The sequence below is a fragment of the Prevotella sp. oral taxon 475 genome, assembly GCF_018127805.1.
Taxonomy (GTDB): domain Bacteria; phylum Bacteroidota; class Bacteroidia; order Bacteroidales; family Bacteroidaceae; genus Prevotella.
The window spans coordinates 1,948,814-1,974,028 of record NZ_CP072334.1; the positions used below are offsets into that span (position 1 = coordinate 1,948,814).

Annotated in this window: 17 protein-coding genes and 1 tRNA gene; 3 read left to right on the top strand and 15 right to left on the bottom strand. The window is 48.7% G+C overall.

What is annotated here, in order from left to right; genetic code table 11:
* Nucleotides 1-112 precede the first annotated feature (112 nt).
* From J5A66_RS07700 to J5A66_RS07715, 4 genes are all read right to left on the bottom strand, one after another.
* Nucleotides 113-2,254, bottom strand: coding sequence for a peptidylprolyl isomerase (locus J5A66_RS07700; RefSeq protein ID WP_211790063.1), 2,142 nt, complete (start codon nt 2,252-2,254; stop codon nt 113-115).
* Nucleotides 2,255-2,437: 183 nt separating this feature from the next.
* Nucleotides 2,438-3,712 (bottom strand): hemolysin family protein, encoded by a 1,275-nt coding sequence (locus J5A66_RS07705; protein ID WP_211790064.1) that lies wholly within the window; start codon nt 3,710-3,712, stop codon nt 2,438-2,440.
* 37 nt (nt 3,713-3,749) lie between these two features.
* Nucleotides 3,750-4,412: an LPS export ABC transporter periplasmic protein LptC gene (gene lptC / locus J5A66_RS07710; RefSeq protein WP_371742850.1), complete on the bottom strand. Its 663-nt coding sequence runs from the start codon at nt 4,410-4,412 to the stop codon at nt 3,750-3,752.
* 35 nt (nt 4,413-4,447) lie between these two features.
* Nucleotides 4,448-5,743 (bottom strand): hypothetical protein, encoded by a 1,296-nt coding sequence (locus J5A66_RS07715; protein WP_211790065.1) that lies wholly within the window; start codon nt 5,741-5,743, stop codon nt 4,448-4,450.
* Between the two features lie 645 nt (nt 5,744-6,388).
* Between J5A66_RS07715 and J5A66_RS07720 the strand changes: the two genes are divergently transcribed.
* The 3 genes from J5A66_RS07720 to secA all read left to right on the top strand — a co-directional run bounded on the left by J5A66_RS07720 (nt 6,389) and on the right by secA (nt 12,417).
* Nucleotides 6,389-7,582, top strand: coding sequence for a DUF4105 domain-containing protein (locus tag J5A66_RS07720; RefSeq protein ID WP_249109945.1), 1,194 nt, complete (start codon nt 6,389-6,391; stop codon nt 7,580-7,582).
* The gene (locus J5A66_RS07725) at nt 7,579-8,982 is read left to right on the top strand and encodes an alkaline phosphatase family protein (RefSeq protein ID WP_211790066.1); all 1,404 of its coding nucleotides are present in this window, start codon (nt 7,579-7,581) and stop codon (nt 8,980-8,982) included. Before J5A66_RS07720 ends, J5A66_RS07725 begins: the two co-directional genes overlap by 4 nt.
* A gap of 105 nt (nt 8,983-9,087) precedes the next feature.
* Nucleotides 9,088-12,417, top strand: a complete 3,330-nt coding sequence (gene secA, locus J5A66_RS07730) for a preprotein translocase subunit SecA (protein WP_211790067.1) — start codon at nt 9,088-9,090, stop codon at nt 12,415-12,417.
* A 275-nt stretch (nt 12,418-12,692) separates the two neighbouring features.
* Here the strand turns inward: secA and J5A66_RS07735 are convergent.
* The 11 genes from J5A66_RS07735 to J5A66_RS07785 form a co-directional block, all read right to left on the bottom strand.
* A tRNA-Cys gene (locus J5A66_RS07735) sits at nt 12,693-12,763 on the bottom strand.
* A gap of 120 nt (nt 12,764-12,883) precedes the next feature.
* Nucleotides 12,884-13,270 carry a 2-amino-4-hydroxy-6-hydroxymethyldihydropteridine diphosphokinase gene (locus J5A66_RS07740; RefSeq protein ID WP_211790068.1) on the bottom strand — a complete coding sequence of 129 codons (387 nt, stop codon included), beginning with the start codon at nt 13,268-13,270 and terminating at the stop codon, nt 12,884-12,886.
* Between the two features lie 28 nt (nt 13,271-13,298).
* Nucleotides 13,299-14,213, bottom strand: coding sequence for a glucosaminidase domain-containing protein (locus J5A66_RS07745; RefSeq protein WP_211790069.1), 915 nt, complete (start codon nt 14,211-14,213; stop codon nt 13,299-13,301).
* Between the two features lie 403 nt (nt 14,214-14,616).
* Nucleotides 14,617-14,808, bottom strand: coding sequence for a hypothetical protein (locus J5A66_RS07750; protein WP_211790070.1), 192 nt, complete (start codon nt 14,806-14,808; stop codon nt 14,617-14,619).
* 20 nt (nt 14,809-14,828) lie between these two features.
* Entirely contained in the window at nt 14,829-16,076 is a 1,248-nt protein-coding gene (locus tag J5A66_RS07755; RefSeq protein WP_249109947.1) for a hypothetical protein, read from the bottom strand.
* Between the two features lie 398 nt (nt 16,077-16,474).
* A complete protein-coding gene (locus J5A66_RS07760; protein ID WP_211790071.1) occupies nt 16,475-17,251 on the bottom strand; it encodes a hypothetical protein in 777 nt (258 codons plus the stop codon).
* 73 nt (nt 17,252-17,324) lie between these two features.
* The gene (gene recQ / locus J5A66_RS07765; protein ID WP_211790072.1) at nt 17,325-19,502 is read right to left on the bottom strand and encodes a DNA helicase RecQ; all 2,178 of its coding nucleotides are present in this window, start codon (nt 19,500-19,502) and stop codon (nt 17,325-17,327) included.
* Between the two features lie 131 nt (nt 19,503-19,633).
* Nucleotides 19,634-20,866, bottom strand: a complete 1,233-nt coding sequence (gene clpX / locus J5A66_RS07770; RefSeq protein WP_211790073.1) for an ATP-dependent Clp protease ATP-binding subunit ClpX — start codon at nt 20,864-20,866, stop codon at nt 19,634-19,636.
* Between the two features lie 2 nt (nt 20,867-20,868).
* Nucleotides 20,869-21,534 (bottom strand): ATP-dependent Clp endopeptidase proteolytic subunit ClpP, encoded by a 666-nt coding sequence (gene clpP, locus J5A66_RS07775; RefSeq protein WP_211790074.1) that lies wholly within the window; start codon nt 21,532-21,534, stop codon nt 20,869-20,871.
* A 131-nt stretch (nt 21,535-21,665) separates the two neighbouring features.
* On the bottom strand, nt 21,666-23,024 hold the full coding sequence (gene tig, locus J5A66_RS07780; RefSeq protein ID WP_211790075.1) for a trigger factor: 1,359 nt from the start codon (nt 23,022-23,024) through the stop codon (nt 21,666-21,668).
* A 201-nt stretch (nt 23,025-23,225) separates the two neighbouring features.
* The gene (locus J5A66_RS07785) at nt 23,226-25,028 is read right to left on the bottom strand and encodes a phosphoethanolamine transferase (RefSeq protein ID WP_249109949.1); all 1,803 of its coding nucleotides are present in this window, start codon (nt 25,026-25,028) and stop codon (nt 23,226-23,228) included.
* Nucleotides 25,029-25,215: the final 187 nt, after the last annotated feature.

Genomic DNA, 25,215 nt, shown 5'->3' on the forward strand with positions numbered 1-25,215 from the left:
GACAAACAAAAGATGGTTTCGGATCTTTTCCGAAACCATCTTTTTCATTTTCTTCTTTCTTATGTCTTCTATAAAGGGATGTCCACCATCTTTCGGAGGCCATCCACCTCGGTTAGAAGAACAGATAGCGATTATCTACAACCTTAGCCTTGACATACAGCTCATTCATAAAGTTGCTAGCATACTGCATCGCACGCTGGCGCAACTTCTGCTCCTGAGCCTTTGCATCATATTTCACAGGACGCATCGTCCTACCGGTAACCTGAAACAAGTAGACACCTGCGTTTCCTTTTACCGGAGTCTTGTCAAACGCTCCCTTGGCAACGGCAGAGACTGCTCCACTTAGTGCCGGTTCGACAGCACCGGTCGAAGTAATGAACACAGGCGAAGCAAAAGTGATTTGGTTCACCGGTGTAATCATAGCCCCTTTGGCCTTTGCTGCAGCAATGCTTCCCACTCCATTGAGTTTCGCCATCAACTGTTCTGCTTTCTTATCACGAATCACTTCGGCCTTAACGATTTCCTTCACCTGTGCATCTTTCAAGCTGCGATAACCCACCGGATTGATTTTATCCAGCACAACCACCAGCAGATGATTATTATCTCCACACTCGTAGAGAGGAGAAACGTCGCCTTCCTTTGCATCGAAGAGCCACTTGAGTGCCTCACGCGTACTGCGAATGCCGGCCAAATAATGTTCTGCGGTAGACACCTCATTGGCTTCCTGCAGACGATAACCACTCTTAGCCGCATTCTTCACAATGCCTTCAGCAGTTGGATTGGCTCCGACAAAAGAGTTAAACTTGTTGTAAGCCGTGCGATAAGTATCTTTCGAGAAGTCTACCGTTTTCTTAATCACCGCCGCATCATATTTATTGATCATCCCCTTGCGGTCGAGCACCTGCACGATGAGGTTTCCCTGTGTCAGCGCAATGTTTTTAACGGCATTCACAGGCAGAGTGTTAAGACTTGCAATATATTCTTTGGTATCTTTATCCATCGACGGTGCGTTTTGGTATTGACGGGTTGTAATCCACGTCTTTTCACCCGTCTGTCCGTATTTCTTGGCCAACGCTTCGAAATCAGCTCCATTATTCAAAGCCGCATAGATAGAGTCGGCCGTCTTATGTGCCGCCTCTGCCGAAGCTCCCATCACCTGAATCTGTCGATATTGCACCGAGTCGGGCAATTGGGTTTTAGCCATCAGTTTGATGATATTCAACGTATTGTCTTGCCGATTCTCAACAGGACCGTAGACAGAGCCCACTCCCATCGAGTCGAGTCGTGCTGCAATGTCTGCGGGATAAGCCTCTTTGGAAACAGGAATACCCAAATAATTCACCAACGAAGTGCTCTTCCGAACCACCGTCGACGGGTCGGCAGCAACGGCCAAATCCTTTGCATAGTCGGCAAACTGCTTTTTTAAAGCGGCTCTATCGGCTGCCGATGCATCCACCTGGACATCTACATATTTAATATTACGGGTCTCGACAAACTGTCTGAAACGGGGTTTCAATTCGTCGTATTTAGCCTTCAGGTCTGATTCCGATACCTGAATCTTACTGTCATCGATGCTCGAATAAGGCAAAGAGGCCAGTTGTATTTGGCTTTCCTCATTCTCTTCTTTGAAAGCCATTTTGGCTTCTACGGGATTAGAGAGCAGACAATGGGCCAATAAACTTTGATATTTCTGTGCGAGCAACTGCATACGAAGTTGCTTTTCGATGAAAGTCCAATACTTATAGATAGCCTCATACTGCGATGCCATCTGTGGATTGGTCATCTTTTGCGCTTTATAGTCGGCCAAGAACTTCTTGAGCGAGCTCACGTCAAAGCGTCCCGTTTGCTGATTAACGAACGGAGTTTGGAGAAGCATTGGGTTGGTGCCTTGCGAAAGAATGTTTTGCAATTCCTGGTCGGTAACAGTCAATCCCAGCTTCTTGGCTTCATCTTCCACCAATTTAGACTGTACATAACTGTTCCACACAGCGTCTTTCACCTGATTCATCTGTTCGTCGTTCAGGTTTTCTTGTCCTTGTTGCATTTTTAGGGCTTCGGTGTATTCGTCGACGAGCTTTTGAAACTCTTGAACACTGATTTTTTCGCCATACACTTCGCCCACTTGCTGCTTTTCATTGTTTCTTGTGGTATTGTAACTTTCCACAGCCTGTTCGGCAATGAACGCAAACAAAGCCAGACCTATAATGCCGATGAGAATCTTGCCACGGCTTCTAATCTTTCCTAATGCTGCCATTATATTTTTTAGTTTTTTAATTATTTTATTTCTATTCCTATTGGTTGTTTCTCAGGCCTTTGGCAAAACGTTCTATAAGGAAGTGCCTGCCAGCGGCGTATGAGATTTAAAATGGCATTAAAATGCGCACAAAAATACGAAAAAGATACGACAAACCCCTCTCTTTCATCTAAAAAAGTGGGCTTAGTCATTGACTTTTAGTTTCACAAGTTCTATTTTGTTCATCGCATTCTTGATAATCTTAAATTCGAAACGCCCGATGATCACCACCTCATTGATTTTTGGGAAACTTTGATAATGACTGAGAATCAATCCGCCGATGGTCATATATTCATCGCTTTCGGGCAGATCCAGGCCGAACATTCCGTTCACTTTGTCTATCTCCAAACGAGCAGAGAGCACATATTCTCCGTTCTCCGTCTGCTTAGCCACATATTTTTGACTATCGTGTTCGTCTTCAATATCTCCGAATATCTCTTCAACGATGTCTTCCAGGGCAACAATTCCGCTCGTTCCGCCGAACTCGTCCACCACCACCCCTAAGCTTCGCTTCTGTACCAAGAAGGTTTGCATCAGTTTTTGGGCAGCCATTGTTTCGGGCACAAAGGGCATTTTGCGGATATGCTGTTGCCATTGCTGCGGATTTCGAAACAGTTCGGACGAGTGGATATAACCAACGATATGGTCGATGTCGTCTTGATAGACGATAATTTTTGAATTTCCGCTCTCGATAAACTTCTGCGTCAAGGCCTCGACGGTGCAGGAATTGAGGTCTACCGAATTGATTTCAGTGCGCGGAATCATGCAATCGCGCACCTTGGTGTCGCGAAACTCGAGTGCGTTTTGAAAAATTTTCACCTCGTCGTCTATCTCTCCGTCGTGCTTAGCTTGGTCCAGACTCGACTGCACCAGGTAATCCAAATCGGTTTTGGTGAAGAGAATATTCTCATTTTCGTTCTTCACGCGCACGCCCACCAAGCGTAGCAGAATGCGGGACAGGAAGATGGAGAAGCGGCTCACCGGCCACAGCACCACGTAACACAGGTAAGCAGGAACCGCAAAGAGAGAGAGCAACCGGTTGGGGTTGTTTTTAAAGAACGTCTTGGGCAGAAACTCGCCGGTGAACAGCACAATCAACGTAGAGAGAACGGTATCTGCCGGAACCGTAAAACTTACATCCATGCCTCTGAAAAGGGTGTTATCAAAGAGGCGGGCGATGAGAATGCCATACACCACCAAGGCGATGTTGTTACCCACGAGCATCGTACTGACAAAGTTGTTGGGATGTTTATAAAACACAGTCTGTGCTTTCTGTGCCAGCCTGTTGCGTTCTTTATCCATCTCTGCCAACATTCGATTACTCGTAACGAAAGCTATCTCCATGCCTGAGAAGAAGGCCGAGAAAACCATTGTCACTGCGATGCCGAGAAGAAGACTGATACTGATGGGGTCGTCCATAGTCGATGATTACTATCGATTTGAGATTTGGGGATTGTCAAGGCTGCCCGAAGTTGTACCGTCGTTGAGGGATAGCCGATGGGCGGAGCATCACTTTCATTGTATCGGGGGCCGAAGAGAGGGTGTCGTTCTTGCCGGCAATATCGGTACGGGCAAACGAACCTTTCGAGTTCGACACGTAATAGCGCGTCATTCGCTCATCGCTCCTGAAGTAATTACCCTGCAACTGTCGGTCGGGGGTGATCAATCGCGAGAATTTATTGGAGTAGAGCTCATGCAGATTCTCATCTCTGAACAGCTCTTCGCTATAAAAACGCACGCCGTCTTTGGTCTTCACCCGCACTCTGCCCCGCAATTCCCACAGTCGTTGCGTGTCATAGTAGTACGCTGTGTCGCATTGGATGTAGAGTTGCACATGAAAATTCTCATCAAACTCTTCCAGGAAAATGCCCTTATCAAAGATCCAGCGCGAGGGTTCCTTAGCTTTGTTCACCTCATATCGCTCGGTAACGATTCGATATTTAACCACACCCGAGTCTGAGATGAGTGTATTGACGCCATACGTCACCATCACAGGCACCGAGTCGCGAGGATTCACCGCCGGAGCCGTATGTTCCACCGCTTTTTCGCAGGAGAATAGCACCGCCACAAAGCCCAAACACAGAGCCCATAACGTTGTTTTGAAGAAGGATGGCATCATGCAAATGCGGATGTGCAACGATGGAGCAAGCCTTCTTATTCGGCCTTCCACTTCATGAACCAACGTTCGTTGAACGTCAGTCCCACGTTGATACGGAAAATATTTTCCCGAATATAGTTCTTCGCACTCGAGCGAACCCACTGCGCACTCACATTCAACTGCGAGCGGTTGTTATAACCATTGATAATGGGCATTGAGAAACCCAAACTGGCACTCAGCTCTTTCGGCCCCTCGTTGCCCTGTATCTTGACATAAGGGGTAGCATACGAAACACCGGCACGATAGTGTATGCGCCTGAAAAGGCCGCGTCCGGTGGTGGCGGGACAGTAGTCGCCGCCCAAGGTGAGCTTGTGCCGGTCGGAAAACATCTGATCGCGCAGCGCATAAGTGGCCACGTGGTTGTCGACCACATAGTCGGGATATTGCAGCGAAGCCCATTTTTGCAGGGTATAGTCCACACCTATCTCCCATTTTTGGTCGTGATTCCACATCGCTCCCACTCCAAATGTGGTGGGGATGGAAAGTTTCATGTCACCACCATAGGTCGTTGTGTCCGAGACATTGGTCTGACTATTGGTAGAAATCACGTTCAGTGCCGGCTGTCCGCCGATTTTATGCCCCGGACTAAAGGTTACGCCCAACGTCAGACGATTCTTAGCAGAGATGCGAGCGGTATATTGTGCACCGAAATCAGCTTTATAGCTGCGCACATCCACCGTATAATAATGAGCCACAGTTTTGGCCGACGCGTCGCTGTAGCTATTCAGAAAGGAGCGATTATAGTTGCCCCAAAGATAAGAAACATTGGCTCCCAGAGCCAGACCTTTCAACGGTTCCCAGCCTACGCCTACATAAACTTGATGCAATCCGCCGTTTCCTGCATAGCCATTGGTATAAGTTGTCGTACCCGATGAGGTGGTAATGCTTCCCGTCGTAGAGTAGTTGTACCCCACATTGGTGTAAGGCACGAATCCGAAGCTGAATCCTAAACCCTTCCCGGCCCTGAATCCGGCCACGACATACTCCAAATAGGCATTCTTGGCATTCTTCTTTTTCCCATTTTCGGCAAAGTTGGTGAGATGCAAAGATAGTCCTGCGTCGAAGATAAACGTCAGCGAATCGATGCGAGCATACGAGGCCGGATTAAGATAATTCACCTGATTGCCTTCATGGAATCCCAACCCTAGTCCGTTCATACCGCGACTAAAACCGCTGGTCTGTTCGGAAAGTAGCCCCAATCCAAACTGACTATAGGGAGAGTTTGTGCCGCTTTGTGCGGACGCACCCGCACAGATGGCCGCCATCAAGGCTATGCCTAATGTTCTTTTCATCGTGATGTGTATCTTTTTTAAAGGAGTCATGTCCTATTTGTCGTTCATATATAATAAGGTGTAGACAGTATGAAAGGCAACTGCTCACAAGTGATTTTAGGGGCAAAAGTATCGAAAAAAAACGATATTATCGCATCCCTCGGCAAATTATAAAGTTTTTTTGTTTTTCCCTTCGCCGTGAAATATGGGTTAGAAGCGGGTACAACAAGCCTGGAACCCACCTCTTGGTGGCAGAGATAACGCCTCTTGTTTTTCTTCCTCTTCCACTCTTTCCCGCGCAGAAGTTTCCCTTCTTTCTCCATGCCTGCAACACACTGAATATCAATAGATTAGAAAGCAGATCCCATTTTCTTAGCTTTTGCACGTCGTTTTCTTAGCTTTTGCATGCCAATCTCTTAGCTTTCGCACGGCATTTGCTTAGCTTTTGCATTTCTCAAAGACCGACAAGGGCTTGGCTGTAGACTGATGTCGAGAGGTGAGCCCAAAGATGACGGGGACGAACAGATGCAATTTGCGCTCTCAACATTTGTATAAATACGGGCAAATGGTTACCTTTGTCTGTCGAAAAGGCCTGCAAATGATTGTAGGAGGCTCTCTTACGCCTGTAAAAGACAGAGGAGAGACCGAAAAGAAAAGGCTTGTACAGTGAATCGATTGAGGGTTTTAGGCTATCTTTTTGTGGTGTTCCTGGTTGCCGGTTGGCAGACCGCGGCCAAGGCGGAAGAGGCTTTGCACGGAGAAATGGACTCGGTGCAGATCAGTCTGCTCACCTGCGAACCCTACGAAAACGTGTACAGTTTGTACGGACACACGGCCATCAGATATGAAGACAAGACAAGAGGCATCGATTTGGCCGTTAACTATGGTATGTTTTCGTTTCAGAAGTCGTTTTTTGTGCTGCGGTTCGTCTTCGGACTCACCGATTATGAGATGGGCATAGAGCCCTTCGATGCTTTCTGCGCGCAGTATGCACAGCGAGGAAGTGGCGTTTGGGAACAGCATCTTAACCTCACATCTAAAGAAAAACAGGTGATTGCACAAGCTATCGACGAAAACTACCGGCCCGAACATCGCGTTTACCGCTACAATTATTTTTACGACAACTGCACGACAAGGGCTCGCGACATGATTACGAGGCATCTGACGCGCAGGGTGGATTATGGAAAGAAAAGCGACGAGCGGGTTTCTTATCGCGACTTGGTGCACCGATGTTGCAGTCGTTCGCCATGGATTCGCTTCGGAAACGATATGCTCTTAGGTCTGAAAGCAGATTGGCCTATCGACGATGAGCAGCAACAGTTCTTGCCGGAGAACTTAAAACAGGACTTTGAGCGGGCTCTTCTCCATCACGGAAAAGGGTCGACGGAGAGATTGGTGAGCCGCTCGGGATGGGTGGTTCTTCCGGGAGTGCAGACGCTCCCCTCTGAGTTTCCTCTCTCGCCAAGGGTATGTATGCTGATGGTAGCGATGCTAATTCTCGTGCTGACGGCGATCGAGGGCAAGCGGAAAACACGTTTCCGGTGGTTGGATGCAACGATTCTGCTGGTCTGCGGATTGGTGGGCATGGTGCTCTTGGCCATGATTTTCTCGCAACATCCCACGGTAAGCCTCAACCTACAGATACTCTTTTTCTGCCCTTTCACCTTATTATATATATATAGCAGTTGTCGAGAGAGCGGCAAAAAACGATTTCTGAAATGGCTGAAGGTTTGGTGCGCGCTGATGATTCTCTTCTTCATCGGCGGACTTTTCCAAGATTATGCCGAGGGAATCCGCTTTTTGGCATTGTCTTTGCTCTTTAGATACACATACATCCTTTATCGCAATAGAAAAGAATGAACAAATATCTCTCTGTCATCGCCCTGGCAACACTTGCCCACCTGGAATGCAAGGCTCAACCCAACACAACCCTTCCTCGACTGGTTGTGAGCATAACGGTGGACCAGCTGAACAGCAACGACATGGAACACTTTGCCGCACTCTATGGCAACAAAGGCCTGAGAAAGCTGCTGAGAGAAGGAAGAGTTTATGAAAACGCACAATACGACTTCACACCGGTGGACATGGCTTCGGCTGTTACTGCTCTTTCTACCGGTGCATCGCCCAACGACAACGGGATAACGGCTCGGCAATGGCTCAGCAGAGAGACGCTACGCCCGGTGCAATGCACCTTTGATAAGAAGTTTTTGGTGTCGCCCGGCAACATCCTATCCTCAACCATCGCCGACGAATTGAAGCTTTCGACCAACGGAAGCGGATTGGTTTACTCGATTGCTGCCGATCGCGATGCTGCCGTTTTGCAAGGCGGACATGCTGCCGACGGTGCTTTTTGGAGAGACGAGCACACACAGAAGTGGACGACTTCTGCCTTTTATCCCCGCGCTGCACAAACGTGGATCGATGCCTATCAGCGCGCCATAGCGGGTCAGGAGCAAAAGAAAAACGCGAACTTGGCTACAACCCAGTTGGCCATCGACTGCATCAACGATAACGCAATGGGACGGGACGACGTGAGCGATCTGCTCTTTGTCACCCTATCGGCCCGCACAACTGCTACCGAAGGAAAGGAAACCGCCGAGTGGACTTACCGCTATCTCGACACCAGTGTGGCCGAACTCATTGAGCAAATTGAAAATAAAGTGGGCAAGGAGAATGTGGTTTTTCTGCTCACCAGCACCGGTTGCACAGACACTCGATATCAAGACTACGCTCGATTCAACATCCCCTCGGGAACGTTCTACATCAATCGCACGGCCAATCTGCTCAATATCTATCTCAATGCGCTTTACGGCGAGAGTCGAATCGTAGATGGTGTGCACCGTAATGAGATTTATCTCAACAAACGTTTGCTCGAACAGAAACGCATCAACTTGAACGAAGTGCTCAGTCAGGCACGCGACTTTCTGATTCAAAGTTCGGGCGTGAAGGAAGTCTACACAGCTCATCAACTGCTGTTCGACAACCGCTTGCTGCAGAAAGTCAGAAACGGATTCAACCACAATGTCAGCGGAGACCTCCTCATCCAAGTGGCTCCGGGGTGGAAAATCTATAACGAAGAGACCCGAGAAGAACTATTCCCCTCCGTCTCCTATCTGCCCTTCCCTATCATTCTCTACGGAGCTGGCATCAAACCTTTACTCATCGAAACGCCGGTCACAACCAACCGGATTGCACCTACCCTTGCACGCACCATCCGCATCCGAGCTCCGAACGCTTGTGCTGTACCTCCTCTGCCCTAAAAGACACCGGACAGGGCGCAATATCAAGGCAAGAGACGAGAAATCACACGATTTATTCGTAATTTTGCAGCCAACATTATTACAACACAAGAAAACCCACAACAAATGAATTTCAATAAAATTCTACAATCGCTGTTCGGCAATAAGTCGACACGCGACATGAAACTGATTCAGCCTCTCGTAGAAAAGGTAAAGGCTACTTACGAAGACATCAAGCAACTCAGCAACGACGAGCTGCGCGCACGCACCAAACAGATTCAACAACAAGTGCAAGACGCAGCCAAAGAACAAAAAGAGAAAATTGCCCAACTGAAGGCGCAGATTGAAGAAACACCTATCGACGAACGCGAAGGACTTTTCAATCAAATCGATAAGCTCGAGAAAGAAGCGCTCGACTGCTACGAAACGGCTCTCAACGAAGTGATGCCCGTGGCCTTCAGCATTATGAAAGACACGGCCAGACGATTTGCCCAAAACGAGGAAATCGAGGTGACCGCAACCGACTTCGATCGCGACCTGGCCGCCACCAAAGACTTTGTGCGCATCGAAGGCGATAAAGCCATCTACACCAACCATTGGATGGCCGGCGGAAACGACACCCGATGGGACATGATACATTACGACGTGCAAATCTTCGGCGGCATTGCGTTGCATCAAGGCAAAATTGCCGAGATGGCAACAGGTGAAGGAAAGACACTCGTGGCTACGCTTCCTGTGTTCCTCAACGCTCTCACGGGCAACGGTGTGCATGTGGTGACCGTCAATGACTATTTGGCCAAGCGCGACTCTGAGTGGATGGGCCCGCTCTACGAGTTCAATGGACTTTCGGTAGACTGCATCGACAAACACCGTCCCAACTCGCCCGAACGCCGCAAAGCCTATTTGGCCGACATTACCTTCGGAACCAACAACGAATTCGGCTTCGACTACCTGCGCGACAACATGTCCAGCTCGCCCGAAGACCTGGTTCAGCGTAAACATAACTATGCTATTGTTGACGAGGTAGACTCCGTTTTGGTGGACGATGCCCGTACACCGCTCATCATCTCAGGTCCTATCCCCAAGGGCGACGACCAAATGTTTGAAGAATATCAGCCTCTTGTCGAACGTCTGGTCGAAGTTCAGCGCAAATTGGCCACCCAATATCTGGCCGATGCCAAACAGCAAATCAGCGAGGGACAAACCAATAAAGACCAAAAGAAACTCGACGAGGGCTTCCTCTCGCTCTATCGGTCGTACAAAGCTCTGCCCAAAAACAAGCCTCTCATCAAATACCTCTCCGAAGAAGGTATCAAGGCCGGTATGCTCAAGACCGAAGAGTTCTACATGGAGAACAACAACCGCAAGATGCCTGAAGCCGTTGCGCCTTTGTATTTTGTGGTGGATGAGAAGCTCAACTCCTGCGACCTCACCGACAAAGGTACCGAATGGCTGGCCCATCAGGTGAACGACAAAGATCTCTTTGTACTGCCCGACATCGCTTCACAACTCTCTGCCCTCGAAGCAGAACAAGAACTGGACGACCAACAGAAGCTCGATCGCAAAGACGATCTCCTTAACTACTATGCCGTTCAGAGTGAACGCGTACACACTCTCCAGCAATTGCTCAAGGCCTACACGATGTTCAACAAAGACGATGAATACGTAGTGATCGACGGAGAAGTGAAAATCGTCGACGAACAGACCGGCCGAATCATGGAAGGACGCCGTTGGAGCGACGGACTCCATCAAGCCGTTGAGGCCAAGGAACATGTCAAAGTGGAAGCCGCCACGCAAACCTTCGCCACCATCACATTGCAAAACTATTTCCGCATGTACCACAAACTGGCGGGCATGACCGGTACGGCTTCCACTGAGGCTGGCGAATTCTGGGACATCTATAAACTCGATGTCGTCGAAATCCCCACCAATCGCCCCATCGCCCGCAACGATATGGACGACCGCGTCTACAAAACGGCACGCGAGAAATACGCTGCTGTCATCGACGAGATTGAATCGCTCAGAAACCAAGGTCGGCCTACGCTGGTAGGAACCACATCCGTGGAAATCTCCGAACTGCTGAGTAAGATGCTCAACATGCGCAAGATTCCGCACAATGTGCTCAATGCTAAACTTCACCAGAAAGAGGCTGCCATTGTGGCCGAAGCCGGACAGTCGGTCAATGGCCTGGGAGCCGTAACCATCGCCACGAATATGGCCGGACGCGGAACCGACATCAAGCTCTCGCCCGAAGTAAAAGCTGCCGGCGGACTGGCTATCATCGGAACCGAACGCCATGAAAGTAGACGCGTAGACCGCCAGCTCCGCGGACGCGCCGGTCGACAAGGCGACCCTGGCTCCTCTGTCTTCTATGTTTCGCTCGAAGATAAACTCATGCGTCTCTTCGCCTCCGAACGTATCGCCAGTATCATGGACCGACTCGGATTCAAAGACGGCGAGCGCATCGAAAGCCCCATGATCTCCAAGAGTATTGAACGCGCACAAAAGAAAGTAGAAGAAAACAACTTCGGTATCCGCAAACACCTCCTCGAATACGACGACGTGATGAATAAGCAGCGTACCGTCATCTACGAAAAGCGCCGACATGCTTTGATGGGCGAACGCATCGGCATGGACATCACGAACATCATTTGGGACCGCGTGGTCAACATCATCCAAACCAACGACTACGAGGGATGCAAAGAATGCTTCCTCAAAGTGCTCGCCATGGAATGCCCTTTCTCCGAAGACGAATTCATCAACACTCCAAAGGCTACCCTCGAAGAGCAAGCTTTCCAATTCGCCATGGCAGGCTTCAAACGCCGCACCGACCGCATCCAAAGCACCGCCTACCCCACCATCAAAGAAGTCTATGAGACACAAGGAGATCGATTCGAAAAAATCCTTGTTCCCATCACCGATGGCAAACGCGTGCTCCAAATCCCTTGCGACCTCAAGGAGGCCTACGACACTGAAGCCCGTTCCATCGTAAAGCAGTTTGAAAAAACAATCATGCTCCACATCATCGACGACTGCTGGAAAGAAAATCTACGCCAGCTCGATGAGCTTCGTCACAGTGTCCAAAATGCTTCTTACGAACAGAAAGACCCGTTGCTCATCTTCAAACTCGAGAGCGTGAAACTCTTCGATAATATGGTCAACGAGATGAACAACCGCATCGCCGCCATCCTCATGCGTGCTCAAATACCCGAATTGCAACAAGATGCACCTCAGGCTGCACCCGAGGAGAGACGACAACGTCAAGAGTACATCGAGTCGAAAGAAGATCTTGCCGATCCCGCTCAACGCGAAGCCCGCAACCGCGACACCCGTGAGAACGTCGCTCAACAGGCCCGCACACCACTCGTAAAAGACAAGATGCCACGACGCAACGATCCTTGTCCCTGTGGTAGCGGCCGAAAATTTAAAGATTGCCACGGCAGAGGAATCGTATAGCCTCTCCTCCGTCCCTCCCTTCAATTCATCTCTTCCAGGTTCACTCCCTGCTAAGAGATGAATTCTTTTTAGGAGTTGAAGGGGTGAAAGGAGTGAAAGGGAGTTAAGACATGATCTTTGTTCGTTCATTCGTTTGTCTTTCCTATACAAGACATTTGTCTTAACTTCCTTTCACTCCTTTCACTCCTTCACTCCTTCTCCAACTCCTCCAACTCCTGAAATTAAATACAAAATTGGGAGAGCTTCGCTGGAAGCTCTCCCAATAACATAGAGTGAGGTACCTGGCAGAGTCGAACTGCCCTACACGGTTTTGCAGACCGTTACCTAACCGATCGGCCAAGGTACCTTGTAATTGTGGTGCAAAGGTAGAAATAAATCTTCAGAGCACCAAATGTTTTCAGCTTTTAATGCCGAATCCCACTCAACGCTTACCTCTCGCCCAATATCTCCCACCTGTAGAACACCCTCAATCGAGCCCACAATCAAGGTCGGCCAAAAGTCGAGCAATATAGGGACGTTGCCAATCGGCGGGTCGAAGCCTTTCTGAGTCGAATTGCAGCAAGTCGATATCGATGACCACCCGTCCGTGGCGATGCTCCTCGCTCGAGCTACCCATTTGGCACTCCATCTCCTTCAATCTTCGAGAAAGATCCGCACAGGAAAGTTCGCTGCTTCCGCGAGCAAGGCAATTGAGGAAACGAGGCGAACGGATGCCGATAGGTTCTGTCCACAGGACATGCGAGAATTCGATGTCGGGCATCAAAACCCGAAGCCGCCGCTGAGCCTGCGCCATATTTGCCTCGGGCAAGAGATTGCTGCCAAGGCTTAAAAGGACGTCGTGCCTAATCATCATTTAAGTTGACAAATCAACAGAAATCCCCTTAATATACTCGGAGGCGATCCCCCACCCGAGCTTGATCATCCTCGCCCAGACCGTTCATTTGATAGAGACTTTTGAGACGAATGCCATACCGCTGGGCGATGTCATACAGACTCTCGCCCGCCTTCACCACATGCGGTCGATCTTTAAAAGCTCTTTCAGCCCGGCGGCGTTTCTTCTTGAGGTAGACAATATCGCCCTCAGCAAGCATCTCGTGCAGGTCGCGCTCATTGGCCCGAGCCAGAGCGCGAGCCGAGAGCTCCACTTCCTGGGCAATCGATTGGAACGTATCGCCCTGCCGGGCCCTGAGATAATAATTCTCGTTATAGCGGAAAATCGGGTGTAGTCGTGCGTTCGCCGTCCCCGCAGGATAATTGCCCGAGTGTCGCGCCATGAAGTGATCGTAGCCCGTGGCCGAATCGTAGCGATAAAGCTGATAGAGCTCAATGAGACGAATCAGTTTCGTGGCATACTGCGGATCGGTGGCATATCCACACTCTTTAAGACCGCGCGCCCAGCCCCGATAGTCGGTTGTGGCCAATGCATAGAGTCGCTTGTATCGCTCGCGCAGCAGAAACCGGCTATGGTCCTCAAAACTCTCGCGCGCACTGCGATACACCCGGAAGCACTCCCCTTCCTCGTCGTCGTTGCGATAGGTTCGCGCCCCTGTCCAGTCGTGGCATTTAATGCCGAAATGGTTATTGCCTTTTCTCACCAATTCACTCATCCCCGCACCACTCTCCAGCAGTCCTTGCGCCAGCGTGATACTGGCCGGAATGCGATGTTTCATCATCTCTTCGATGGCGATATCCTTATACTCGGCAATATAGCTCTGCCATTGCGCATTCCACTGCATCTGCGCTCCGGCTGACAACCCCCACACGCAAAACAGCAAAAAGCAAATCGTTCTCTTCATCTTAAAAATCATGATTTCTTGAAATTTCCCCACAAAAGTACAGATTTTTCTTTAGTTGACGAGGAATTCAATTGACGAGTTGACAAAGAGTTGCCCACATGGGTCATCTCCTTGCCAACTTGCCAATCCTGCCTAAACCATACGAATAAATAACAGCTCTATAAGGGCTGGGCGCCGTTGGGGGGGTGGTACAACGTCTACTCATATACGACTGATCACCTCCCAATACGAAAAAGATGATCTCCAAATACGGCAGAGGTGATCTCCGAATACAGCAGAGGTGACTTCCCGCACATTGGGAAGTCACCTCCGGCGTTGTAAATGATGCTTACGCGCGGCATTGCTTGGTTGCGCATCGAGGCGGTGCTATGGAGGGTCGAAGCAGGAGGCTTCCCGCCAGAGCCTAATGCCTCACGTCACCCCAGGGGCGTTCTTCAAACTGTTCTTCTTCGTTTTCTTCGTCGAAGAAGTCGCTGCCCTTAGCGTCGCCCGAGTTTTCGGGCACAGACTTGGAGGTGACAACAAACTGAGCGATGCTCTCGCCCATGCCTACCTGAACGATGTGAATGGCGGGGGATGTATATGTCTGTTTCATTGTTACTAATCCTTTACTACTTATTCCTTTACTACTTTCTTCCCATTGATGATGTAAATACCGCGGGTGGGATGGAGAACGCGGCGGCCTTGCAGATCGAAGATGACGTCTTCCTTAGATGCGGGTGCAACGTGGGGCAGCTGGCGGATACCTGTGGCGAGTTGCTCCTTGGCAGCTTCGAAGTCGAAGATGAGCTCTTTGGCCGGGGCAAAACCGTGACCGGTGACGGGCAGCCGCAATCCGGCGCGGTGAGCTTTCACCTTAATCGATTGGCCCTTACGCGTACCTTGATGGTAGAAGCCTTGCCCCAGCGATCCGTCGCTGAAGATGTAGTATTTATAACCTGCGCCAGAGAATTCTTCTCCGGTGGCCGTACCTACGAGCAGATTGTCCGATACGTCTACCTCCGTGCCCGAGATGTTGGCGTGATAGCCGATGGTTTTGCCTTTCTCACTGAGGTTTTCAAGAATGAAGGCAGTCTGCTTGGGGATGAGGCTGCCGGCAGCGAATGCCACGAGGTCGGCGTCAGGATAGTTGCCGACTCCTTGCTTCGATCCCTTTACGATGTATGCTGTACAGCCCGTGGGAACTTCGAAGTTCTCGTTCTCTAAGTACAGACTGGCATAACCATTAGCATTGAGCGTGATTTGCTCGAGGTAGGGGATTGGACCATAATCTCCTCCTGCATTCATTTTCCAGTCTTGGCCTGCCTTATAATTAGTGGAACAATCTATAGGCACATAAATTTTCACATATGTCAAGTCCATATTGAAAACAGGATAACCAACACCTTTTGCTGGCGGTGTTGTTCCCATCAGATAAATTTCCATGGGGGAAGTGGGACTTGCTGCAAACTGGAAAACAATCCCACCGGTTTCTTCTACTCCGGCAGGCAATACAAATTTCTTTAACGATTGTATTCCCAAGAAAGGTTGCCATTCCAGTTTTTTCAATGTATTGGGTAAGGTCAATTCTTTCAAGGAAGGAAGCTGATGACCCGTTGAAAATGTATATCCTATTTCTGTTACTGTATATTCCGTTCCGTCACTCTTCTTCACTTTATCAGGAATCACCATCTTTGTAACACCTGCATAGGGATAAAACACATGGTCTGCAGCTAAGCTCACTTCTTTTTTTGTCTCATCAACCACCTTATAATATAGAGTTAAACCATCATCGTTCACTGCACTGAAATCATAAGTGGATTGTGCCCTGACCAGCTGCATGGTGGCAAGGCAAAAGAACACAAGTAATAATTTTTTCATCATTTTCTCTCTTGTTTATCGTTAAAAGTTGATTCTAATTTATTGATTCCGCATAGATAGGCACACACGAAGAAGCCTGCAAAGAGATTCGCTGGGAATCTCTTTGCAGGCTATGGTTACGCCACGCTTCGCGCGCGCGTAGGAAAAAGGTGAAAAAGTCTTACACTTACAATAGGTGCGAATATTGTGTGTGTGTGTGTGTGTGTGTGTGTGTGTGTGTGTGTGTGTGTGTGTGTAAGGTAGCAAATTCCTGCGACACTACCAAACAATCAGCGTTAAAAGATGCAGAAAAGTTCGCCCCTTTCTGCCCTTCCTGATACTGCCGATATGTCAACACATTCTGTTTCACGGCGGCAAAGGTAACACAATCTTTTGGTTTGACCAAAGGTTGAAGAAAGGTTTTACGAGCGTGGTGAGGCGGTCGGGACTTTGAGAACCCTTTCTGTCTGCTTGGCTTCTTCGGGAGAGAGGCAGTGCGAGGCGAGGTATCGGTGAAGAAGCTGGGTTTTCTCTTTAAAGGCAAATTCTTTGGAGAGACGACCTGCGCACTGACGTAGCGGAAGTTCCCGATAATAGGCATCAAGGGGGCCAAGACCAATGCGGGGACCTTGCAGAAGATAGGTTTTGTCGCGCGGGTCGACAGAGGTGGCTGTGGGTTGCAACACTCGTTGATACTCTACCAGAGGAAAAAGTTTGGATAGTTCGAAAGTTCCGGCGTGTCGCCGCGTAAAGTATTCGGCATCGAGAAGGCCTTTCTGCGCATTCACCTGCTGCATGAGATGGGTGAGCACGGTGTTGGGTCCAAACAGAGATGTGCCGTCGGCAAATATGGCACTGCGCACAAGGGCGGAATAATAATAGGTGTCGGCGGTGGAGAGCGAGATGCCCATACAAACGCGGTTATCCATCTTGTAGGGATCGGTGGAACGACGGCCACGACGATGGATGTAGAGCTCGCCAAAATGATTCATCTGTAGTTCGTTGCTATGTACATAGGGGTCTTCGAAAATGCCTTGACGGTAGAAGTAGCTTTCTACTTCGATGGGGAAGACATCGATGCCGCATACGCTGATTTTGTAACAACAGAGCAGCTGTTGCAGTGTGTCCTGCAACAGCTGCTCTATCTTTTCTCGTTCTTCGGCAACAGATAATTCTGCTAAGATTTGTTGCAATTCCATTTCTTTCCTTACTCCTCTTATTATACTTACTCTTTCCCTCTATTCCTTCTCTCCTTTTATTCTCTTGAGACTCTTAATTAGCCATTTCGGAGAGGAATTTAATGCGCACGAGTCGGATTTCCTCTTCGGGATATTCGCTGCCCAACTGCTGGGCGGCCACGCGAAGGTTGTCGGTATCGCTTGTGCGGAAGTATTCGTAGATGTCGTCAATATGATCTTCGTCCATCACTTCTTCAAGAAAATAGTCGATGTTGAGCTTGGTTCCGCTATAGACGATGGCTTCGATCTCATCGAGCAACTCGTTGAAATCGAGATTCTCGGTGCCGGCGATGTCGTCGAGCGGAATCTGCCGATCGATGCTTTGAATGATTTTCACCTTGTTCATCGACTTCTTTGCCACGGTGCGCACCCGCAATTCTTCAGGTCGCTCGATGTGGTTATCCTCACAATGTTTTTTAATCAGTTGGCAGAATGGCTCGCCATAACGTTTCGCCTTTCCGATACCCACGCCGGGGATGTTTTGCAATTCTTCGAGATTGACGGGGAACATTACGGCCATCTGTTCGAGCGAGGGATCTTGAAAGATGACGTAGGGCGGCACGTGGTGCTTGTCGGCCACGTCTTTACGCAACTGTTTGAGCATGGCGTAGAGTTCGGGGTCGAGCGTGGAAGAACTGCTGTCGCGGCTTTCGTCGTCGAAACCGTTGTCAAATTCCTTGTCTTCTACAATCATAAACGACTGGGGCGACTTGATGAAGCGGCGTCCGGCGGGTGTCACTTTGAGCAGTCCGTAGTTTTCGACATCTTTCTTCAGATAGCCGGCGATGAGGGCTTGATGAATGACGGGTGTCCAGAGCTTATCGTCTTCATCTTCTCCCAAGCCGAATTCTTCCAACTCGTTATGTTTGTGCGACACGAGTTCGTCTGTAGGACGACCTTTAATGAAGTTGATCACATAGTCGGTTCGGAAATTTTCTTTTACCGCCAAGACAGCTTTCAGAGTGATAAGCAATGCATTCTGTGCCTCTCGTTTGGTTTTGGGATGTAAGCAATTGTCGCAGTTGTGGCAGTTTTCCTCAGTGTATTCTTCACCGAAGTAGTGGAGCAACATCTTGCGGCGACATACGGAAGACTCCGCATAGGCAGCGGTCTCGAGCAGCAATTGCCGACCGATGTCTTGTTCGGCAATGGGCTTCCCCTCCATAAACTTCTCCAGTTTTTGAAGGTCTTTGTTTGAGTAGAATGTCACACAGAGCCCCTCTCCGCCGTCGCGTCCGGCCCGACCTGTTTCCTGATAATAGCCTTCTAAGCTTTTAGGAATGTCATAATGAATGACAAACCGCACGTCGGGCTTATCGATTCCCATCCCAAAAGCAATTGTGGCGACGATGACATCAATGCGTTCCATCAAGAAATCGTCTTGCGTTTGCGAACGGGTGGCACTGTCTAAGCCTGCATGATAGGGTGCTGCCTTAATATCATTGGCCTGCAATATGGCAGCCAACTCTTCTACCTTTTTACGCGAAAGACAATAGATGATGCCGCTCTTCCCCGCATGTTGCCTGATGAACATGATGATGTTGCGATCTACCTCTGCCGTTTTCGGACGTACCTCGTAGTAAAGATTCGGCCGATTGAATGAGCTTTTGAATTCGCGAGCGTCGTTGATACCGAGATTCTTCTTGATGTCACACCGCACCTTGTCGGTAGCTGTTGCCGTAAGAGCAATCACCGGCGCATTGCCTATTTTTAAAATAGTGGGTCGGATGTTGCGATATTCGGGCCGGAAGTCGTGTCCCCATTCCGAAATACAGTGCGCCTCGTCTACGGCATAGAAAGAAATCTTAATTGTTCGGAGAAATTCTACATTCTCTTCCTTGTTGAGCGATTCGGGAGCAACATACAATAGCTTGGTTTTTCCCGAACGTACATCTTCCATCACCTGAAGAATGGCAGCCTTGTTGAGTGAAGAGTTGAGATAATGTGCAACACATCCGTCTTCGCTCATTCCGTTCATCACGTCCACTTGGTTCTTCATTAGTGCGATGAGTGGAGAGATAACAATGGCCGTTCCCTCCATCAGTAGCGATGGAAGCTGATAGCAGAGGCTCTTTCCTCCCCCTGTTGGCATCAGCACAAAGGTGTCATTACCTGCCAGCAGGTTACGGATAATGGTTTCCTGATCGCCTTTGAAATGATCAAAGCCGAAATATTGTTTCAAGGCTTTTGTGAGATTTACGTCCTTTATCATAACTATTCAGGTTTCATAGATGAAGGGAGGAAAGAAAAAAGGAGGTGAATGGAAACGACGGACAGACAGTCAACGATCAAGACGAAAGGAAACACGTACTCAGAATGGACTATCTATTCGTCGCCAAGCCCTTAACTGGCTTGTTGCAAGCCGGCTTTATCCAGCTGTGCCTGAGCATATTCGAGTGTCACCTCAAAGTGTTTGATGCGTTTCGACGGGATTTCGAACATCGTGTCCATCATCACCGCTTCTACAATCGAACGTAATCCACGCGCACCCAGTTTATATTCCACGGCCTTATCCACCATATAATCGAGTGCTTCGGGCGAGAAGTCCAGTTCGATATCGTCCATCTTAAAGAGTTTGACATACTGCTTGATGATAGAGTTCTTAGGTTCAGTGAGAATCTGTCGCAGAGCTTCCCGGTCGAGCGGATTGAGATAAGTCAGCACGGGCAGACGTCCGATAATTTCTGGAATCAGTCCAAACGACTTCAAATCTTGCGGAAGGATATATTTCATCAAGTCTCCTTTATCTATCTTTCTTACATTCTGCACCGAATTATATCCTACCACATGCGTATTGAGTCGTTGTGCTATCTTCCGTTCAATGCCATCGAAAGCTCCGCCGCAGATAAACAAGATGTTGCGCGTATCGACATGGATGTAGTCTTGATCAGGATGTTTGCGTCCACCTTTGGGCGGAACGTTCACCACCGTTCCTTCAAGGAGTTTGAGTAGACCTTGTTGAACTCCCTCTCCGCTGACGTCGCGGGTGATACTGGGGTTGTCACTCTTGCGGGCAATTTTGTCTATCTCGTCAACAAAGACAATCCCTCGTTCAGCGGCAGCCACGTCAAAGTCAGCCACTTGCAACAAACGACTCAGAATGCTTTCCACATCTTCGCCCACATAACCTGCCTCCGTAAACACTGTTGCATCGACAATGGTGAAAGGAACATCCAGCAATTTGGCGATGGTTCGGGCCAAAAGCGTCTTACCCGTCCCCGTACTGCCCACCATAATGATGTTACTCTTCTCTATTTCCACACCATCGTCATCCTTGGGTTGTTGCAAACGCTTGTAGTGGTTATAGACCGAGACAGCAAGATAGCGTTTCGCTTCATCCTGTCCGATGATATATTGGTCCAGATATTTCTTTATTTCTTTAGGCTTCGGCACCTTTTTCAGGCTGAAGGGCTTTGCATCTGTCCCGCCATGTTTATCATTCAGTTGTTCGGACGACTGAACTATCTGATAAGCCTGTAAAACACAGTTATCGCAGATATGTCCATTCAACCCGGTTATCAGCAGATTCACTTCTTTTTCGCTTCTTCCGCAGAAGCTGCATACATTCTTAGACATCCTTATTTCTTCCTTACCAACACCGTATCTATCATACCATACTCTTTTGCCTCCTCTGCGTTCATCCAATAGTTGCGGTCAGAATCCTGCCACACTTTCTCAAACGGAGTGTGCGAATGGTTGGAGATGATGGTGTAGAGTTCCTTTTTAAACTTCTGAATCTCTTTGGCTTCAATCTCTATATCCGATGCCTGTCCCTGCACGCCTCCCAGCGGTTGATGAATCATCACCCTGCTATGGGTTAATGCCGAACGTTTTCCTTCCTGTCCCGAAACGAGCAACACCGCAGCCATCGATGCTGCCATACCTGTGCATATCGTAGCCACGTCGCTCGAAATAAACTGCATCGTGTCGTAAATACCCAAACCTGCCGTAACACTTCCACCGGGACTATTGATGTAGATAGAGATGTCTTTACCCGCATCCACAGAGTCGAGATACAGCAATTGAGCTTGTAATGTGTTAGCCGTATAGTCATCGATTTCCGTTCCCAGGAAGATAATGCGATCCATCATCAGTCGTGAGAATACATCCATCTGCGTAACATTGAGCTGACGCTCTTCCAATATATATGGATTGAGATATTGCGCCTGCGCTTTCATCACATCGTCTAACACCATACCGTTCATTTTCAAATGTCCGGTTGCATATTTTCTGAAATCATTCATACATTAAATCCTTTCTTTATCCAACAAACAAAAGAAGAGGTTGCTGACTCTTTTTCGCTTGTCGATGAACAAAGTTAGTAAAAAAAGTCAACAACCTCTTTATAAAGAGAAGTTTTTCTCAAAAAAAATATCTATTTCTCTTCCATCAATTTCTTAAATTCTTCGAACGAAACTTTCTTCTTCGTCAGTTTCACCACATTCTTCAACGCCTCCGTCAGCTTGTGGTCCACAGCCTGATCCACCCATTCGTGAATACGTTCTTCCTGTTTCATCATCTCAGTGACATAGTTGTCGAGAACCTCTTCGGTTACATTATTCATGCCGTATTGTGCAAACAGCATGCGTGCTTGTTCCTTAGCAGCTTTCCGCACGTCAGCATCTTCCACCTTGATGCCCGTCGTTGCCACAAGCTGTTCTTTGATGAGATGCCATTGCAACTCTTTAATACTGTTTTCGAAGTTCTTTTCAACAAAGTCTGCGCCTTTGTCTTTGTTCTTGGTTTGCATTACACGTTTCAGCAAATCTTCGGCAAAGGGCAATTTCCCCACCTTCTTTTCGCAATAAGCACGCAGATCGACGAGGAACTTATAATCACTGTTTTGCGCAAGATCTTTGCTCATTCCTTCTGCAATTCTCTTACGGAAATCTTCTTCGCTTGTCACTTCTCCCTTGCCATAGATCGTGTCGAAGAGTGCCTGATCTATCTTTGCCTTATTGAAACGACTGATTTCTTTGATCTGATAGCTGAAATCTGCCGTCAGGCCCTCAGCCTCTTCTTTCGATATTTTCAGCAGAGAGGTCACCTCGGTATTACTTTCCGGATAAGCCTTTTTAGGGTTGAAGGTAATGATGTCGCCCAATTTCGCACCGTCGAAGAGTTTTTTCTGGTCGTCCACCTTTATATATTGAGGCATGATAATAGCATCTTCAACGGTGATACCGCCTTCTTTGGTGCTTCCATCTTCGTTCAGTTCGCGCAAGTCGCCTTTGATGAGATCGCCCTCTTGGTAGTTTTCCGACTTTTCATATTCTCCGGCACGCGAGGTAAACACGTTCACCTGCTCATCCACCATCTTGTCGTCTACTGTTATTTCATAGTAGTTCAACTTGTCTTTCTCTGTCAGCTCCACCTTAAACTCAGGCGCAATAGCCATGTCGAACACAAATGTGTAGGGAGCCGGTTGTTCCAAGTCCTGCGGTTGCTGTTTTTCTGAAGGGAGCGGTTCGCCCAATACGGCGATATTGTTTTCCTTTATATAATTGTATAGCTGTTCGCCAACCAACCGGTTGATCTCATCCGCCTTTACCGAAGTTCCTATTTGGCGTTTGATAAGCCCCATTGGAGCTTGTCCCGGACGGAACCCTGGCAGATTAGCCTTTTTGCGATAGTCTTTCAGTGTCTTCTCAACTTTGTCTTTGTAGTCAGCCTCTTCAACGGTGAGCGTAAGCAAACCGCGGATTTTATCGGCATTTTCAAATGAAATGTTCATCTTCGATGTCTTTATTATAATGTTGTTTTTATCTTTTCACATTGAGTTGCAAAATTACTGATAATTGGTGTAATGACCTAACATAAAAGCATAAAAAACATTTCGCCTCGGGAGAATCTGAGTGCAACGAAAGTGCAATCCTGTTCCTCGATGTGGAGTATAAATGGGTCACTTCCCAACAAACGTAATGCTACCTATACCTTATTCTTTCGTATGCCGGTCGTAATCCCATTTATTGTAGACGAGTCTTAGCGTGGGTTTCCACGAGTTGCTGCTGATGTCTTTTTGTGCTATATAATAAGGTGTGTCGATGTGGGCGATGCGAAAGAGGAGATGGCAGAGCGCATCCGACATGCCCGGACGAGCAGTGGCCCGTTGCAGGTCGTGCCAAAGGTGGGGATGAGAGCGGATGAAAGCAGCAGAACCCCACACCACCAGGGGGATGTCGTTCATGCTGTGCAGATATTCGGGCAAGTCTTCGGGCGTTGTTGCTCGGCCGAACTGGTCGCGCCAGTCATAGATTTCTTCGCCATGATCGGAGAGATACACCACCGCTGCATTCTTATTGCGCAGGGTATTGAAGATGGTTCCCATCACATCATCATTATATCGCGTAGCGTTGTCGTATTCGGCCACCTGCTGCCGTTTGGCCCGAGTCATCCAAGGGCCACCTTGCGGGATATCTTTCGCCGCAAAAACGTTGAAGGTCGGCGTGTCGGGATATTTGTCTTTGGCATCAAAATGTTGCCCGTTGAGATGGAAGAGCAACAGGCGGAGTCGTTGCGGGTGAGCGGTGGCATGGCGCAGACCGCGCCATACGAGGTCGCCGTCGAGCGTTCCTCGGCTGCTTTCCACCAAATGATAGGCCAAAGGGCGAATGCGAGGATGGTAGATGAAGCCGCTGAGGGTGTATTCGGTAAAAACAGAACTGGCGGGATTGAACTGATTATCCCACATCTCCACCGTGTAGCCCGCCTGTTTGAAGACGACGGGAAACAAAGGACTCGCACTCCAGTTCTGCCTTTTCGACACATCGTTGCAGCTCAGTAGAGCTTTCACGGCCTCGGTGGTGAAGTTGTACGGACTGATATAGCGGTCGAACGCCAACAGCTGCCCTCTTTTCTGCTCGGCTACCATGTGCGGCGTGGTGGGCAGAGGGTAACCATAGAGCTGGGCATGACGCTTGATATACGATTCGCCGATGACCACTACCAACGTCAACGAGTCGGTTTCTCGCCGCAACAGACACCGTGCGCGCTGCTTTGAGGCCCGTTCGTTACTGGCGATTCCCTCTTCTATCTCGTGCTTCATCAAGTGCGGAACAAACAAACTGTAAGTCATAATCGAGAGTTCGTCTTTCGAATAGCCCTCATATCGTATGTTCCACCATTCGGCTTCGGCCGTGGTACGGCATCGAAACAGTGCCGGAAGGGCGCAACCGGTGTAAATCAGTGCCGCCAAACCTGTCAGGAGGATGCCCGAAAGCACCTTGTCGTTCAGCCGATTTTGCAACCATCGCCCCCAACGAATACGGTTTCGTTCGCCCGTCACCACGAGAACAACAAACAGTAACGTCAGTGCATAACTCTTGAAAGCCCCTTGGGAGAGGGCGAATGTGGAGAAAAAGCCGGCCGCCTCGCTTCTGTTGGTTTCCATCACCAACATCACCACCTTCGGCGTAAGTTCCGATTTGAGGGCGAAATGCAGAAAAGTGCGCAACAAAACGCACCACACCGGCAACACATACAACAGCCTTTTGACCCATGCTCGGCCAATGCCGTGCACCAGGGCGGTGAAAAGATAGGCTATTCCTAAAGCAGCTGCAAGGTGAAGCACAGCTGCCGCCACCTCCATAGGATAGGCATGCAGATGCTTAATGGCCTCAAGCGGCATCAGAATGATGGAGGAGAACAGGGCTAAGAAGAAAACCCACTCTCTGAGCGGACGTATCAGCAAAGGTGTCATTGGGTTGTTAGGGTGTTGATGGAGTGCAAAGTTCGACATTTTTATTCGGAAATAAGCCATTGACCTGCGGTTTTAAAAGGTCATTCTGGAGCAAATCCGTTCTGTCGAACATTCTGTTTGAGATCGAGACGCCAACATATTCATTTTCAATCATTTGCAAAGGCCCTTGCAAAAGCTTAGCTTTTACACGCTGTTTTCTTAGCTTTTACTTCTTATTCTCTTAGCT

What these genes read in the sequence shown, in the direction of transcription:
- J5A66_RS07700 (WP_211790063.1), bottom strand. Translation starts at nt 2,254, where the DNA reads ATGGCAGCATTAGGAAAGATTAGAAGCCGTGGCAAGATTCTCATCGGC.
- J5A66_RS07705 (WP_211790064.1), bottom strand. Translation starts at nt 3,712, where the DNA reads ATGGACGACCCCATCAGTATCAGTCTTCTTCTCGGCATCGCAGTGACA.
- lptC (WP_371742850.1), bottom strand. Translation starts at nt 4,412, where the DNA reads ATGATGCCATCCTTCTTCAAAACAACGTTATGGGCTCTGTGTTTGGGC.
- J5A66_RS07715 (WP_211790065.1), bottom strand. Translation starts at nt 5,743, where the DNA reads ATGAAAAGAACATTAGGCATAGCCTTGATGGCGGCCATCTGTGCGGGT.
- J5A66_RS07725 (WP_211790066.1), top strand. Translation starts at nt 7,579, where the DNA reads ATGAACAAATATCTCTCTGTCATCGCCCTGGCAACACTTGCCCACCTG.
- secA (WP_211790067.1), top strand. Translation starts at nt 9,088, where the DNA reads ATGAATTTCAATAAAATTCTACAATCGCTGTTCGGCAATAAGTCGACA.
- J5A66_RS07740 (WP_211790068.1), bottom strand. Translation starts at nt 13,270, where the DNA reads ATGATGATTAGGCACGACGTCCTTTTAAGCCTTGGCAGCAATCTCTTG.
- J5A66_RS07745 (WP_211790069.1), bottom strand. Translation starts at nt 14,213, where the DNA reads ATGAAGAGAACGATTTGCTTTTTGCTGTTTTGCGTGTGGGGGTTGTCA.
- J5A66_RS07750 (WP_211790070.1), bottom strand. Translation starts at nt 14,808, where the DNA reads ATGAAACAGACATATACATCCCCCGCCATTCACATCGTTCAGGTAGGC.
- J5A66_RS07755 (WP_249109947.1), bottom strand. Translation starts at nt 16,076, where the DNA reads ATGATGAAAAAATTATTACTTGTGTTCTTTTGCCTTGCCACCATGCAG.
- J5A66_RS07760 (WP_211790071.1), bottom strand. Translation starts at nt 17,251, where the DNA reads ATGGAATTGCAACAAATCTTAGCAGAATTATCTGTTGCCGAAGAACGA.
- recQ (WP_211790072.1), bottom strand. Translation starts at nt 19,502, where the DNA reads ATGATAAAGGACGTAAATCTCACAAAAGCCTTGAAACAATATTTCGGC.
- clpX (WP_211790073.1), bottom strand. Translation starts at nt 20,866, where the DNA reads ATGTCTAAGAATGTATGCAGCTTCTGCGGAAGAAGCGAAAAAGAAGTG.
- clpP (WP_211790074.1), bottom strand. Translation starts at nt 21,534, where the DNA reads ATGAATGATTTCAGAAAATATGCAACCGGACATTTGAAAATGAACGGT.
- tig (WP_211790075.1), bottom strand. Translation starts at nt 23,024, where the DNA reads ATGAACATTTCATTTGAAAATGCCGATAAAATCCGCGGTTTGCTTACG.
- J5A66_RS07785 (WP_249109949.1), bottom strand. Translation starts at nt 25,028, where the DNA reads ATGTCGAACTTTGCACTCCATCAACACCCTAACAACCCAATGACACCT.